The sequence below is a fragment of the Streptomyces sp. NPDC054765 genome (assembly GCF_053612065.1).
In genome coordinates, this window is record NZ_JBSHBP010000014.1 from 80,505 (window position 1) to 94,753 (window position 14,249).

At 67.3% G+C, this 14,249-nt stretch carries 13 protein-coding genes and 1 pseudogene; 5 read left to right on the forward strand and 9 right to left on the reverse strand.

Features of this window, described 5'->3' with window-relative positions:
- Positions 1–3: 3 nt before the first annotated feature.
- A complete protein-coding gene (locus ACWGJY_RS12040) occupies positions 4–723 on the reverse strand; it encodes an ABC transporter ATP-binding protein (protein WP_453260721.1) in 720 nt (239 codons plus the stop codon).
- Between the two features lie 339 nt (positions 724–1,062).
- Entirely contained in the window at positions 1,063–1,515 is a 453-nt protein-coding gene (locus ACWGJY_RS12045; protein ID WP_453260665.1) for a transposase domain-containing protein, read from the reverse strand.
- Positions 1,516–1,841: 326 nt separating this feature from the next.
- Here ACWGJY_RS12045 and ACWGJY_RS12050 point away from each other — a divergent pair, with 326 nt between their 5' ends.
- Entirely contained in the window at positions 1,842–3,098 is a 1,257-nt protein-coding gene (locus ACWGJY_RS12050) for a sensor histidine kinase (RefSeq protein WP_453260666.1), read from the forward strand.
- A complete protein-coding gene (locus ACWGJY_RS12055; RefSeq protein WP_453260667.1) occupies positions 3,086–3,730 on the forward strand; it encodes a LuxR C-terminal-related transcriptional regulator in 645 nt (214 codons plus the stop codon). Before ACWGJY_RS12050 ends, ACWGJY_RS12055 begins: the two co-directional genes overlap by 13 nt.
- A gap of 145 nt (positions 3,731–3,875) precedes the next feature.
- On the opposite strand, the gene ACWGJY_RS12060 is transcribed toward ACWGJY_RS12055, so the two are convergent.
- From ACWGJY_RS12060 to leuC, 5 genes are read right to left on the reverse strand one after another with little or no spacing between them, the layout of a single operon-like run.
- The gene (locus ACWGJY_RS12060; RefSeq protein ID WP_453260668.1) at positions 3,876–5,246 is read right to left on the reverse strand and encodes an MFS transporter; all 1,371 of its coding nucleotides are present in this window, start codon (positions 5,244–5,246) and stop codon (positions 3,876–3,878) included.
- Positions 5,243–6,271 carry a TauD/TfdA family dioxygenase gene (locus ACWGJY_RS12065; protein WP_453260669.1) on the reverse strand — a complete coding sequence of 343 codons (1,029 nt, stop codon included), beginning with the start codon at positions 6,269–6,271 and terminating at the stop codon, positions 5,243–5,245. The genes ACWGJY_RS12060 and ACWGJY_RS12065 overlap by 4 nt, the downstream gene beginning before the upstream one ends.
- On the reverse strand, positions 6,268–7,485 hold the full coding sequence (locus tag ACWGJY_RS12070; protein WP_453260670.1) for a pyridoxal phosphate-dependent aminotransferase: 1,218 nt from the start codon (positions 7,483–7,485) through the stop codon (positions 6,268–6,270). The genes ACWGJY_RS12065 and ACWGJY_RS12070 overlap by 4 nt, the downstream gene beginning before the upstream one ends.
- Positions 7,485–8,114, reverse strand: coding sequence for a 3-isopropylmalate dehydratase small subunit (leuD, locus tag ACWGJY_RS12075; protein WP_453260671.1), 630 nt, complete (start codon positions 8,112–8,114; stop codon positions 7,485–7,487). Before leuD ends, ACWGJY_RS12070 begins: the two co-directional genes overlap by 1 nt.
- 16 nt (positions 8,115–8,130) lie before the next feature.
- Positions 8,131–9,519: a 3-isopropylmalate dehydratase large subunit gene (leuC, locus tag ACWGJY_RS12080; protein ID WP_453260672.1), complete on the reverse strand. Its 1,389-nt coding sequence runs from the start codon at positions 9,517–9,519 to the stop codon at positions 8,131–8,133.
- 304 nt (positions 9,520–9,823) lie between these two features.
- Between leuC and ACWGJY_RS12085 the strand changes: the two genes are divergently transcribed.
- Positions 9,824–10,255, forward strand: a complete 432-nt coding sequence (locus ACWGJY_RS12085; protein WP_453260673.1) for a hypothetical protein — start codon at positions 9,824–9,826, stop codon at positions 10,253–10,255.
- 585 nt (positions 10,256–10,840) lie between these two features.
- The gene (locus ACWGJY_RS12090) at positions 10,841–11,527 is read left to right on the forward strand and encodes a hypothetical protein (protein WP_453260674.1); all 687 of its coding nucleotides are present in this window, start codon (positions 10,841–10,843) and stop codon (positions 11,525–11,527) included.
- A 151-nt stretch (positions 11,528–11,678) separates the two neighbouring features.
- Here the strand turns inward: ACWGJY_RS12090 and ACWGJY_RS12095 are convergent, their stop codons facing one another.
- On the reverse strand, positions 11,679–12,398 hold the full coding sequence (locus ACWGJY_RS12095; protein ID WP_453260675.1) for an ATP-binding cassette domain-containing protein: 720 nt from the start codon (positions 12,396–12,398) through the stop codon (positions 11,679–11,681).
- A 191-nt stretch (positions 12,399–12,589) separates the two neighbouring features.
- On the reverse strand, positions 12,590–13,189 hold the full coding sequence (locus ACWGJY_RS12100) for a hypothetical protein (protein WP_453260676.1): 600 nt from the start codon (positions 13,187–13,189) through the stop codon (positions 12,590–12,592).
- Positions 13,190–14,019: 830 nt separating this feature from the next.
- On the opposite strand from ACWGJY_RS12100, the pseudogene ACWGJY_RS12105 reads away from it, so the two are divergent.
- Positions 14,020–14,220: pseudogene (locus ACWGJY_RS12105) on the forward strand (PhnA domain-containing protein); the annotation flags it as partial.
- Between the last annotated feature and the right edge of the window lie 29 nt (positions 14,221–14,249).

The following is a 14,249-nucleotide window of genomic DNA, read 5'->3' on the forward strand; positions in this document are numbered from 1 at the left end:
GTCTCACCACTCTCCCAGGCGAGTCATCCGCTCGGCGATCTGGTCCGGCGTCGCCCTGTTCATCTCCTCCGCGTACCGGCCGTCCGCCAGGAACACCACCCGGTGCGCGTAGGAGGCGGCGACCGGGTCGTGGGTCACCATGACCACGGTCTGCCCCGTCGAGTCGACGATGTCGCGCAGCAGCTGCAGCACCTGCTTGGCCGTACGGGTGTCCAGGGCGCCGGTGGGTTCGTCGGCGAAGACGACCTCGGGCCGCGCGGCAAGCGCACGGGCGATGGCGACGCGCTGCTGCTGACCGCCGGAGAGCTCAGCCGGCCGGTGCCCGAGCCGGTCGCTCAACCCCACCTGGGCCACTACCCGGTCCAGCCAGGCGGCCTCCGGCTGACGGTCGGCGAGCATCAGGGGGAGCGTGATGTTGTCGGCGACCGTCAGCGCCGACATCAGGTTGTACGCCTGGAAAATGAACCCGACGCGCTCCCTGCGCAGCATGGTCAGTTCGACCTCGTTGAGGCCCGAGAGATCAGTTCCGCCCAGCAGCACGGTCCCGGTGTCCGGCCGGTCCAGACCCGCCGCGCAGTGCAGGAAGGTGCTCTTGCCCGCGCCCGAGGGCCCCATGACCGCGGTGAAGGAACCACGCGCGAAGCTGAGGGAGAGGTCGCGCAGGGCGTGCACGGCGCCGGCGCCCTTGCCATATGTCTTGCGGACACCGTCGAGGCGTACCACCTGATTGCTGCCCGCCGACGGCCCGTCACCGTTGCCCTGCCCCGGGGGCGTGGCCTCGTTTGCACGGGAAGTCACAGCCAGTTCCGCCTCGGCCCGTGCCGCCCGGTCCCTTCTGCTCACATCCGACCCTTCGCTGCACAGTTTTTCGTCCAGTGTTTCCCTTCAGGACGCTAGGTCCCCGAGGTCGCCTCGGACCACCACGTGAACTGGAGAATGAAAGGTGCAGATAAGTGCCCCGGGCCTGCAATGGCGTTTCCCTTGGCCGGAGTGGGTGCCAGGTGACTCTGAGCGTGTAGTGGATGTTACTGGGGCGGCTTCTTGACGCGGCCGCATTACCACTCACGGCGCGCCGGCAGGAGATCGACCAGGATCTCGCGCATGACCTCGCGGCGTGCGGCGCGTGCGGGTTTCCGTTCTTCCCGGTGTCGCCGAACTCGGCGGCGTTCGCCAAAGTGTCGGGCACATCCAGGGCCGTGCCGTCCCAGGCGACCAGCCGCAGTCCGAAAGCGAAGACACCCGGTGTGCCCGGGGCCCTGAAGGGGCCGCACCTGCGCTCGAATAGGGCAGTGCCAGAACGAAGTAGACCATCATGCGGGCAGGCAGCAGACGACGGCGGCATTGGGTGTGGCCGCTATGCTCCATGACCTCGTCCACCAGCTCGGGAGTAATCCCTCTGTGAGCACCCCGAGGCGGACATGCTCTCCGAACGGCTGGCCCGGTGCCGCCGACGGCTCGTTCGGCCCCCCTTGTCTGCCTGCGGAGTTGGCGGACTGCGGCCGGGCGATGACACATTAAGCACCTAAGGGAGTTCCCTTGCGGACAGTCGGATCTTGGTCGATCTTCTGTCCTGCCGGGAGTTCCATTGTCGCATCCCGGCCTTCGCGTCAGCCTCACCGAAAGTGATGATCTACGCAACGTGACCAGGGGATAAACCGGGCTCGCTAACTCGCCGGCATTGCCCCGGCCTGGGGAAAAGCGGCCGCTCGGGCTGCTGGCCGGGCTCCGCAGACCAGCCGGTGCCCGGCCTTGGCATCACCGCCGGTGGTACGGTGATCACGATGCTGCCTCGGGGGGTCTAGTCATCCATGTCCGCGCCCGTGTTCACGACACTGCGCCAGATGCCTTTTCGGGAACTGCTCCGGAAGATGTTCAGCCGCTTCCCACCAGCCGCCGGTTACATCCTGCTGTGCTTGGGGACTGGTCTGGCCGGCGTGCTCTTCCTCTACGCGCTCATCATCGTCCTCGCCCTGTGCCTGGTGGGTACGGGCTTCCTACTGCTGCCCCTCGCACTGCGCGGACTGCGCCGGGTAGCCGAGTTCCACCGCCGCCGGGTCTCCCGCCAACTGGGTGTCGAAGTGGTCACCCACTACCGGGGGTTGGACACCGACCCCAAGCCACCGAAGCTGTCACTGAGTGACCCAGCCGTGCGCAAGGACGTCGTCTGGCTGCTGACTCACAGCCTGCTGGGCACGACCGTGTGCATCGCGGCGGTGAGCGCCTGCGGCGGCGCGGTCAATTGGCTCTCCGCACCCCTGTGGTGGCGGCTCGCCCCGCTGGAGCGGGACTCCGTCATCATGATCAACGTCGATTCGTGGCCGAAGGCGATCGGCGCCATGTTCATGGGAGTGGGCTACGCGGTGGTGGCCGCCGCTGTGGTGTCGTTGCTGGCCCGACTGCACGCTCTGGGCTCCCGGCGGCTGCTGATCGCCCGCACCCAGATCCCCCTGGCCCAGCGGGTGCAGGAACTGTCCGTCACCCGTGCCGAGGCGCTGGACGCGCACGACGCGGAACTGCGCCGCATCGAGCGGGACCTGCACGACGGCGCACAGGCCGGAATCGTTGCCGTGTCATTGCGTCTTGGCATGATCAAGCGGGCGCTCAATGCCCGCCCCGAGCAAGTGCCCGAGATGGTGGATGCGACCCAGCAACTCGCCCAGCACTCACTGGAATCGCTGCGTCAACTCGTGCGCGGCATCTACCCACCCGTGCTCATCGACCGCGGTCTTGTGGACGCCGTCCGCGCACTTACCGCGCTGAATGAAGTACCCACCAAGATCGATATCGAGGACAGTGAGAGGTCGCCGCTGCGTGCTCCGGCAGCGGTGGAGGCGGCCGCGTACTTCGTCGTCTCCGAGGCGATGACCAACATCGCCAAGCACAGCGGGGCGGACAGTGCGCTGGTGCGGCTGCGGATCACCGAGCGGAGCATCTCCATACAGGTGGAGGACAATGGCCGGGGTGGTGCCTCGGAGCATTCGGGCAGCGGAATCATGGGGGTACGCCGCCGGGTCGCCGCCTTCGACGGCACGACAGAACTCACCAGCCCGCCTGGGGGCCCGACCGTACTCAGAGTGGAGATTCCATGCGGATCCTGATCGCCGAAGACAACGCGTTGCTCCGGGAGGGCCTGGTCCTGCTTCTGGCCAGCGAGGGCCACGAGATCTGCACCACTGTGGACAACGGCGACGACCTGCTGCCCGCACTCCTCGAACACCGCCCCGATGCCGCGGTGGTGGACGTCCGGCTGCCACCCACCTTCCGTGATGAGGGCCTACGCGCGGTGGTGGAGGCCCGGCGCCAAATCCCTGAATTGCCGGTACTGGTGCTTTCCCAGTACGTGGAGCGGGCGTACGCGGGCGAGCTGCTGGCGCAGAGCGCCTCGGGCGTCGGCTATCTGCTCAAGGACCGGGTGGGGCATACGGAGGATTTCCTTGAGGCGCTGGAGCGGATCGCCGGCGGGGGTACCGCCATGGACCCGGAGGTGATCTCCCAGCTGATGATCCGCAAGGCGGGCGACGATCCGCTGGGCACGCTCACCCAGCGGGAACGTGAGGTGTTGGCGCTGATGGCCGAGGGCCAGAGCAACAGCGTCATCGCCGAAACGCTCTTCATCGCCGAGAGTTCGGTCAACAAACACATCGGCAACATCTTCGCCAAGCTCGAACTTCCGGCCCCCGCCAGCGGGCACCGGCGCGTACTGGCAGTGCTGGCGTACCTGCGGGCCTGATGTCCGTCGGCTGATGCAGGCCCGGCACTACTGCTGGCGGACGACGGCCGCCGGGCCCGGCTCCGCCCCTGTCGTAGGGGTGGGGCCGGGCCTGGCGACGGTAGCGCTGACGTTCGGGGCGCTGAGGGCGTTGGTCATTCGTCTCTCAAGTGGCGGGCCCTTCCAGCTCCTTGAGCCGCGGGAAAGCGCGCACGGTTCGCCCCAGTGTCACCACCAGCGCGATGGCTCCCAGCGCCGCCGTGCACACGAGTACGGTGGACGTTCCTCCCACGGTCTGCAGCAGTACACCGCCGATCAGCGGCCCCAGGGCCGAGGCAGCGCTCATCGAGACCCCGATCACCCCGGCCAGCCGGCCGCGCATCTCATCCGGCGTCACCAGCATTTGGTAGGTCGTCACAATCGCGGTGGCAGTGGGGGCCAGCAGCGCTATGGCGGCCAGCACCAGCCCGCTCGCGTATCCCAGAGGCACGACAGCCAGCAGCGGCACCAGCACCGCCGCGGCCCAGGTGAGCGTCATGAGGGCGGCGTACGGTGTCAGCGCATGGCGGAAACGCGGTGCCAGCACCGCGCCCACCACACCACCGGCGCCCAACACGGCGCCGATCGCGCCGATTTCACCGGCCGGTCTGCCTGCCTGCTGTGCCATCACGACGACCACCAGAAGCAGGCCGCTGAAGACCATGTTGAAGGCCGTGGCGACCAGCACCGTGGTGCGGATGGGCCGGTTGGCGGCCAGCCACCGCAGGCCCGTACGCATCGCGCTCAGCATTCCCTCACGGGGCTCCGGCGACGTGGTGGGGGGCGGCTGCGGCGTGCGCAGGAAGAGCAGCATGCAGAAGGACACCAAGGAGGCCACCGACTGTGCCAGGAAGGGCAGCAGCCGCTGTGCTCCGTAGAGCATGCCACCCAGCCCGGGGCCGACCACCGTGGCGAGGTGATAGCGGGCCGTGTTGCGCGCCACCGCCGTCCCCAGCTGGGAGCGCGGCACGACGCCGGGCAGCAGCGCTTGGTCGGTGGTGGTGAACAGCGCCGTGCACACTCCCTCGACCACGGCCACGGCCACGATCACGCCGAAGCCACCGGTGCCCACGGCCACCGACAGGGCGAGCAACCCGAGAGCCACAGCCCGGCCCAGCTCCGAGAACAGCAGCACCTTCTTACGGTCCCACCGGTCCACCAGGGCCCCGGCGGGCAGCGCGGCCAGAGCCCGCGAACCACCGATGGCGAACTCCACCAGCGACGCCTGGAGGGCAGAGCCCCCGAGGGCAAGCACCAGGAGCGGATAGGCGATCAGCGTGCCCTGGGCGCCGAGCTGTGAGAACACGTTGGCGCTCCACAGCAGGTTGTACTCCCGGTTGCGGGAGAGCGGGCGGGGCACCTGGGCGCCACCGCCGTCCACCACGGCCGGCCGGCCGTCCCGGTCAGCCTGCCCGTCGGCCACGGTCACCGCCTTGCCGTCCGGCAGCTCCAGGGCGCCGCCCGCCTCCCCGGGACTGCCGTCCGCGGGTCCGCTCACTCGCCCGGCGCCGCGGCCCCGGCTCCGGGGGAGGAGGTCCGCTCCGCCGGGCGCAGCTGCGACCACGACAGGGCGTCGGACATGCTCACGAACAGCTCACGGGGCGGCTCGAAGGGCAACCTGCCGTGCGCGACACTGAGGTTGTCCACGATCAGGACGTCCCCGGTCCGGGCGGTCACCTCGATCTGCTGATCCCGGTACGCCTGCTGGAGGCCGACGACGATGTCGTCGGGGATCTGCGAGCCGTCCGCGTAGAAGGTGTTGGTCGGCATACCCCAGGGGCCGTACTCCTCCAGCAGGAACTCGCCGACCTCCTCGCGCAGTGTGCGGGCGTGGAAGAAGGTCATGTGGTTGAACCAGGAGCGCCGACCGGTGGTCGGGTGGGTCGCCACCGCCCAGCGCACCTGCTTGGTGCGCAGGTGGTCCTCGTCCAGCCACTCCAGCTCGATGGAGTTCGCCTCGCAGTAGATGCGTACCTCCTCCCGATCCTTGGTGCCGAACGCCTCCTGCCAGGACAGACCGAGCCCGGGGAGGAAATTGCGGACGAGCAAATAGCCTTCCTTGTCAAACCGGTCGGCGATCTCGCGGGGCAGCGCGTCGTGCAGGGCGCGGCAGTCGGAGAGCGTGTTGGCGCCGCCCTCAGGAGCACCCTGGCGGCAGAAGAAGAACAGATAGCGCGGGACGCTGAGGTTGTAGGACTGCTCGGTGTGGAGGAATATCTCCTCGGTCGGCGGGTGGTCGGTGGCCGTGAATACCCCGGGGTGCAGCTCCGTCCGGGGAGAGGACCGCTCGGTGTAGTCCAGGGGCCGGCCGACGACGCTGTTGACGAAGGCGTCCAGCTCCGCCCAGTCCCCCCATTCGAAACCGCTGAGCAGGGCGGAACCGTGCTCGATCACCCGCTCGCGGATGAGGTCGCCGTGCTGCGCACCCAATGCGGTCAGGCCGGCACCCGGGGCGCCTGCGGAGATACCGAGCACCAGGCCGCCGTGCTGGGGCTCGGTGACAAGGTCGATCGCGGTTGTCACGCTGGTTCACCTTCCTGAGAACTGTGCGAGAAGCCGGGGCGGCGTCGCGCCTGTGCGCGCAGTCGCTGTCTGGCGGTGTCGAGGGTGTCGGCCGGGCGGTTGAACGCCACACGTACGTGGCGTTCGCCGCGGCGGGGGTCGGCGAAGAAGGGCGTGGCGGGGGCCACCAGCACCCCGGTCTCCGCGGCAAGGGTGCGGACGAAGGAGGGGCTCGGTTCGTCGGTCAGGCCGTCGATCGCTGCCATCACGTAGCACCCGCCGGCGGGTACGGCGCAGCGGAATCCGGCCTCGCGCAGCATGTCCACCGTGCTGTCGCGCCGTTCACGCATGGCTGTCGACGGGTCCCAGCGCTCCGTTGTGAACAGGTCGACGGCGGCCGCGGCGTGCTGCAAGGGGGCAGGCGCGCCGGCCGTGGTGGCGACATGGATCTGGCGCAGCAGGTCGGTCCATTGCGGACGGGCGCGCAGATAGCCCAGCCGCCAGCCGCTGACCGCGTGGCTCTTGGAGAAGCTGCCCACGACGATGCTGCGCTCGGCCAGCCCCGGGACCTCGGCCACCGAACAGTGCTGCCGCCCGTCGTAGACGTAAGTGGCGTACACCTCGTCGGAGATGACGGTGACGTCCCACTTCCGGCACTGCTCGGCCAGCCACTCAAGGTGGAGGCGGTCCAGTAGTTGGCCTGTGGGGTTGCTGGGGCTGTTGAGGATGATGGCTCGTGTGCGGGGGCCGAAGGCGGCGGCCAGCTCCGTGAGGTCCGGGCTCCAGTCCGGTTCGCGCAGCGGCACCGGGCGCAACCGGCCGCCGGCCAGGGCCACCGCGCTGAGGAAGTTCTCGTAGAACGGCTCCAGGACGATCACCTCGTCGCCGTGGTCGACCGCGGCCAGCAGAGCCACGCAGAGGCCTTCGCTGCCGCCCACCGTCACCGTCAGCTCGGTCGCTGGGTCGGGGCTGCCGGGCAGCCCGGCCGCGATCCGCTCCCGCAGGGCCAGGACACCGGCCGGATCCTGGTATTGGTGCACGCCCGAACGCAGCGCCGCACAGGCCGCGTCCACCAGTTCCTGGGGAGGGTCGGGGAAGGCGGGGGTGCCCACGGCGAGGTTCACCGTGCCGGCCGGGACCCCGGCGCGCAGCAGGTCGGCGAGGCCGCCTCCGGGCAGCTGCCGCACCCTGGCGGCTCCGAGGGAGCGCTGCACGCGCTGCGCGGTGGTCGCCATCAGCGGACCGCCGGGCCGGCCGCGGCGCCGTCGAACGCACCGCGCGGGATCGTCGGCAGCCAGGGGGGTCGGCTCGCCTCGTACGCCGCGATGGCTTCCCGCCGCAGCAGCGTCTGCTCGATCGCGTCGTTGCCTTCCAGCAGCATCCGGCGCGCGCGGGCGTCGATCCCGAAGTCGGCACCGCCGTCCGCCCAGCGCAGCCGGCAGGCGCGCAGGTCAACGGTCACTCGGAAGCCCGGAGTGGCCTCGGCCAGGTCCATCAGCCCCTCAACCACCAAGGCCGGCAGGTCGACCGGGATCAGCCCGTTGTTCAGCGCGTTCCGCCGGAATATGTCGCCGAAGCCGGTGGCCACCACCGCCACGAAGCCGCCGTCGCGCAGCGCCCAGACGGCGTGCTCCCGAGAGCTGCCGATGCCGAAGTCCTTTCCGGCCAGCAGTACCGTCGCCCCGGCGTATTCGGGCCGGTCGATGACGAAGTCGCCTTGCTCGCGCCAGCGTCTGAACAGGGCGTCCTCGTAGCCGGACTTGACGACCCGCTTGCAGAACTCCGCAGGAAGGATCTGGTCGGTGTCGATGTCGTCGCGGCGCACGGCCACCGCCGTGCCGGTGTGCTCGGTGAAGGCTTGCATAGGGGCGTGACCTCTCTTATGCCAGGTCGGCGGGGGCGGCCAGCCGGCCGGTGACCGCGGTAGCGGCGGCCACCTCCGGCGAGACGAGATGGGTGCGGGCGCTTGCTCCCTGCCTGCCCTCGTAGTTGCGGTTGGACGTGGACGCGCTGCGCACCGCGCCGACGAGCCGGTCGGCGTTCATCCCCAGGCACATCGAGCAGCCGGGTGAGCGCCATTCGGCGCCGGACGCGAGGAAGATCTCGTGCAGTCCCTCCGCCTCGGCTTCCTTACGGACGTCCATCGAGCCGGGAACGACGAGCAACCGGGTTCCGTCGGCGACGGTGCGTCCCTTGATCACGGCGGCTGCGGCCCGCAGATCCTCCAGCCGGCCGTTGGTGCACGAGCCAAGGAAGACGACATCGATGGTGATATCGCGGATGGCGGTCCCGGGGGTCAGGTTCATGTATTCCAGGGCGCGTTGAGCGGCGGCCCGTGCCAGCGGGTCGGCGAAAGCGGCGGGGTCCGGGACCTCGGCGGCGATGGGTACCGCCTGCGCGGGGTTGGTACCCCACGTCACCAAGGGCGTGAGAGCGGAGACATCAAGCTCAACCGAGCGGTCGAATCGGGCGCCGGGGTCGCTGTGCAGTGACCTCCAGTGCGTGGCAGCCTCTTCCCAGTTGCTACCGCGCGGCGCATGCGGACGGCCCTTGAGGTAGTCCAGGGTCGTGCCGTCCGGCGCGATCATGCCTGCGCGGGCTCCGGCCTCGATGCTCATATTGCAGAGCGTCATCCGGGATTCCATCGAAAGCGCCCGGATCGCCGCACCTCGGTATTCGACCATGTGCCCCTGGGCCCCGTTGGGACCGATCTTCGCAATCAGGGCCAGAATAAGGTCCTTCGCACCCACACCGGAAGACAGCTCACCGACGAATTCCACCACCATGGTTTTCGGTCGCTGCATTTCCAGGCATTGCGTCGCGAGTACATGCTCGACATCGCTGGTGCCGATACCGAATGCCAGAGCACCGAAGGCGCCATGGGTAGAGGTGTGACTGTCACCGCACACCACTGCCATGCCAGGCTGCACAAGACCGAGTTCGGGACCGACGACATGGACAATGCCCTGCCGACTATGGCCCAGGGAATACAATTCGATGCCATGGGTAGCACAATTGCGGCGCAGCGTCTCCAGCTGTGTACGACTGAGGGGATCGGTGATGCTCAGCGGTTCGGTCGGCACATTGTGGTCTTCCAGTGCCAGTGTCAATTCCGGTCGTCGGACGGTGCGTTCGGCGATCCGCAAGCCGTCGAACGCTTGCGGCGAGGTGGCCTCGTGGGTCAAGTGCAGGTCGATGTAAATGAGATCCGGTTCACCGGGAGGCGAGCTGACCACGTGGCTCTCCCAGAGTTTCTCCGCCAGAGTCATCGGTGAGCTCATCGACCATCCCATCCGTCATGCTGACGGCCCCTTGTCCGGGGCCAGGCCCCAGCCTGGGGCCTCGGACCGTCGATCACCATGACTTTAAGCCGGCGTCAAATGAGCCTGGCCGGGTGCCCGAAAGGCGCTTCGCCATGCTCTGTCCGGCGATGAATGCGGCTATCCGGGTGTAGTTCTCTGCACCTTGAATCGGGAGTCTGCCCCACTGTGCTGCGCCGCGCGACGGCGCAGGATGGAGTACACCGCAGACCCTGCCACCACAGGTGGCGGACCACAACAGGGAGGCTGGCAGGTGACACCGCATGAGCCAGGGGTCGGAGCCGGGAGGCGCCGCAAACGGGCCGGTACCGTAGGGGCCGCGGTCATCACCGCGGCGGCGTTGACCGTGGGAATCACCGGTTGCAACGATGTGAGCGCCAAGACCGCCGACCGTGTGGAGCTGTGCGCGAGGATTGTGGGCAAGACGTTCAACAATCCCTTCCCGGATGATGTGGAAAAGACGAAGAAGGAGATCAGGGAACGCGCCGATGAGCTGGACGACATGGCCAAGCAGGCGCCGGATGAAAAGCTCCGCAAGGCTATAGAGTCGACTGCGGAAAAGATGCGCAACGCGGAGGTCAAGGGGAAGGGTTCGAGCCGTACGGTGATCGGCTATATCTCCGATCAGAACGACCGGCTCAAAGATCTTCGGAACACCTGTCTGAACCACGATGACTACAAGTAACCCATGAACTGGGCACGGCGGCAGCATGTCTTTGTGCGTCCGTCGCCGGCGCCTTACAGTCGGGTCCCTTGGGCGTCCCCCGTCGCCCGAGGGACCCGGCTTCTCCCCCTCATTCCGAGAACCAGCGTCAGGAGCAGTCATGCCGGAACCCACCGGTTGGAAGCCGTCCCGTGAGCGCCCCATGTGGCCCTGGGTCGTGCTTGCCATCATTGCCATCGGTGTGGTCATCAATGTCCTCATCACGGTCTGAGGGCGGCGCACACCACATCCCTGCGCCCACCATCTCCCAGGGACTTCGCACGCCTGGAGCCCGGCAGCACCGCACCCCCTGCTGAGCGGACCGGGGCGGTATGCCGGGCCCGGAAGCATCGGCGGTCCGCCGCCTCCTACAGGTGCAGAGAACTGCACCTGTGAACGGGCATGCGCTCTACTGCCGTTGACAGGACCGGGGCGTACCGTCGGTTCTGCTGGGGATGATCCCCAGCAGAACCGCGACGCAGTGGCGGCAGTCCTTGCCCGGCCCTCGGAGACGCGCTCCCCTGAAGTGCCGCGCTGCTTACACTGACCGAGCTTCATGGGGGAGTTGTGCCGCGCCTTCACTTCACCACCGACAGCCTTCTCAAAACCCGGATACTGCCCGAGAGCGACCGCATACGAGAGACCCTGTTCGCCCTGGAGCTGCTCGCTTCCGGAGGTGGCGGACCGGAGCTCGCGCACTGGCGCCGAGCAGTCGGACGACAGCGGTCGGCCAAGCACCTGATCGAGCTGGCGAAGACCATCCGCCCCTTCCCCGACATCGACCGGCTGGTGCAGCGATCCCGATGGGGAGACCGCCCCTCGGCCGCAGGGCCCGGAGCCCGCCCCAACCGTCTGACCGACACTCTCCAGCACCTCTACCACGCGTCCGTGGCGCCCTATTGGGACCAGATCGCCAAGAGTATGGAGAGCGACCGCGTGGCCCGGATGGGTATGCTCCGCGAGAGGGGTGCGGACGCGCTGCTGAGCAGCCTGCATCCGAACGTCCACTGGTCCTGTTCCGCACTCGAAGTGCCGGGGCATGGAACCGATTTGAGGCTGGAGCAAGTCGGCTTGGCGATCGCTCCGTCGTACTTCCTCTCTCCGGGGTCCACCGTTCTCATCAGACAGACACCGCGCCAGCCCGGGCCGACGCTCTTCTATCCAATCCGCTCCGAAGACGAGCCGATGCATCCGAGGCACTCCGACGCGACTACCTTGAGCACAATGGACCCGATCAGCGCGGCCAGCGAGTAATTCTCGCGTATCGCCGCGCAGCTCTTTCCTCATCGGCCGGTCAGGGAATCCCGAAGATTTACGATTCTTGCAGCGCCCTTTGTCTCGCCATCCGTTCTTCCGCCCACCCGACCCGAAGTTCACCACCCTTCTTCGAGGCACGTCGGACGCTTCAGTAGGCGTTGATTGACTCCATGCAGTCATTTATCTCGCTGGCTGACGCGTTCGCCACAGCATCCACGAGGCAGCCTTCCCGCAGGAATACGACACTGTCCGCACATGAGGCCGCTACGGGATCACACGTGGCCATGACAGCCGTGACCCTCAGAGTTCGCACCGCCCTGCGCAGGGCGGTGCTGAGCACCCGCGCATCCTCTACCCGATTCTCCCCGGTGGGCCCGTCCACCAAGACCAGTCGGGGGGAATCAGCGAGCACTCGGGCGACTCTTGCTTTTTGCAGCTGAGTCGGGTTGAGGTCCCGAACCGTTCGCCGGCGCGCCCAGAGCCGTACGACCCGAAATGCTTTTTGCAGCTCGCGGTCGCCGAAAGCGGTGCCACTCATCCCCTTCGACACGAAGTCGCGGACTGTTCCCTCGCGTTCGCGGGTAAGTTCATCGTCTGCGCGCAGAAAGCCGATCGCGCCCACTTCTTCGGCGCCCCACCGTACCGTTCCAGACGCCGACCGAACGGCACCAGCCATGCATTCCAGGAGAGTCGTCTTACCGGACCGGACAGTCCCCATCACGGCACAGAAGCGCCCTCTGCGAACACCGAGCGATAGCTCATTCAACGCGCAATTATCGCCGTCTTCAGTTGTGTATATTTTCGACACACTGTCGAGCATTACTGCATATTCGTGGAAATCACCGGGAACGCCCACGTCTCCTCCCATCACCGATTCACACCGCTCAATCCGGCACAAAGCCTCTGTCGACGCCGAGCCTCACTAAGCCCATGCCATGAACCTATAATGCGGCGGACCGTGAGCACCATGACGCTGACAGTAGTCATGGGGTGCAGTTATCTGTACCGCACACATGGGCCCGGAATGCTAGCTTCCGGGCCCGGTGCGCTCGTTGGGTACTACTGCAGATCTCCACGAAGGAGCGCTCCGCCCAGTGGTGTGAGCGTGTGCTGCACCTTGTTCAATGTACGAAGCGTGCTGATCAGCCCTGCCGCGCGCAGTACGGCGGTGTGCTGGCTGGCGGCGGCGGTGGAAATGCCCACCCGCTCACCCACCTCGGTCGTGGTGCACGTACGGGTCAGCGTCTGCAGGACCGCGGCCCGGGTCCGGCCGACGAGCGCACGGAGCGCCTGCTCGCCACCGGCGCTCACGCCCCAAAGCTCGCCGCTCCACTCCTGTCTCACCGGGATGGGATACGACAGCAGCAGCGGTCGACCCTCCCGCTGCTCCACTACCAGAGGTGCTCGCGCAGACAGGAAGAACGCCGGCGCGAGCAGCAGTCCGGTGGTTTCGAGTTTGACGTCTTCTCCATTTCCCGGCACTTCCAGCACCGGAGGCACCCAGCGGATCGCCGGATGCAGCGTACCGAGTAATTGATTAATCCCGCCGCTCAGTATGATCTGCGCACGGGCATTGCGGTCCGCTTCGAGATGACCGAATATCCGGGGCCAATAGGGAGCTATTGCCACCCTCTGGAAAGCTTCCAGGTCTTTGAGCACGCGCGACTTGAAATCGGCGGGTGCCGTTGCGGCCGAAGTTCCCACAGGCCCTGACGCCCCCACGGATGCTTTTTCGGCGACTCGGCACAGGTCAGGAAACGGACGCAGAGTTCGCGCCAACGCGACGGCGCCTCCGACCCCCGCCCAGGCACCTACCCGTCTTCGCCAGACGTTGAACGCGGGCCCTCCGCCGCCAACGCTCAGCATCCCGAGCGCAAATAAGGATTCCCGTAATGGATCGGGACTCGAAACCAAGTGCAACTTGGCAAGGCTTTCCGGCGTAAAGTGTATTCGTTGCACGAATCTTCCCCCTTGAACTCCACGAGCGGAGCGGCATTCAGCAGGCTGAATATTTCGGATCTCCAGAAACGAGACCACTCGCACCCGGCATCATGCCTCGTGAACAGTAGCACAAAAGCCACTCGTTAGAGTGAAAAAGTGTCGATCATGGGGCAGCCCTCTTGACATGGTTACCATCAAGCGCTAAACCAATTCCGACCGGCCGGTTTTTGCATAACCGAGTGAGGCCCGCAACGGCGCCGAAAGCGGCGAACTCGCCGCACAGCCACTCCACCGTGGCCAGCGTCTTATGCGCTTCGCCGTCGCGGACGGACAGTTGGGGGGCGGGTATTCCCGGTTCAAGCGCCGCTTCGACCGGCTGTGCGGACACCACAGCGGCCCGGCGCGCACCCAGGTCCCGGACGATCCCGGCGAGCAACCGCCGCGCCCCGGAACCGATCTGCACGGGTTGGGAGCGCTCTCCCAACATCACGTCAATGCGTTGCGGTGCGGCAGGCGCGCTGGACGCAGCGGAGGGCCGTGTACGCGTCATGCGCCCTGCTATAGCGGTCGCCACCGGGCGGCGCGAGAGCGCTCCGCGGGGCCTCTCAAGCGAGCCCGCTCCTGCCCGGCGCCCGAAGGGCGTCAGGGATTCCGTCGGCAACGTACTCGCCGAGGGTGACACCGTCACAGTGATCAAGAGTTTGAAGATCAAGGGCAGCCCGACCGGAATCAAGGCGGGTACCACGGTCGATGCGGCCGCGGAGGACATCAGCTGGAC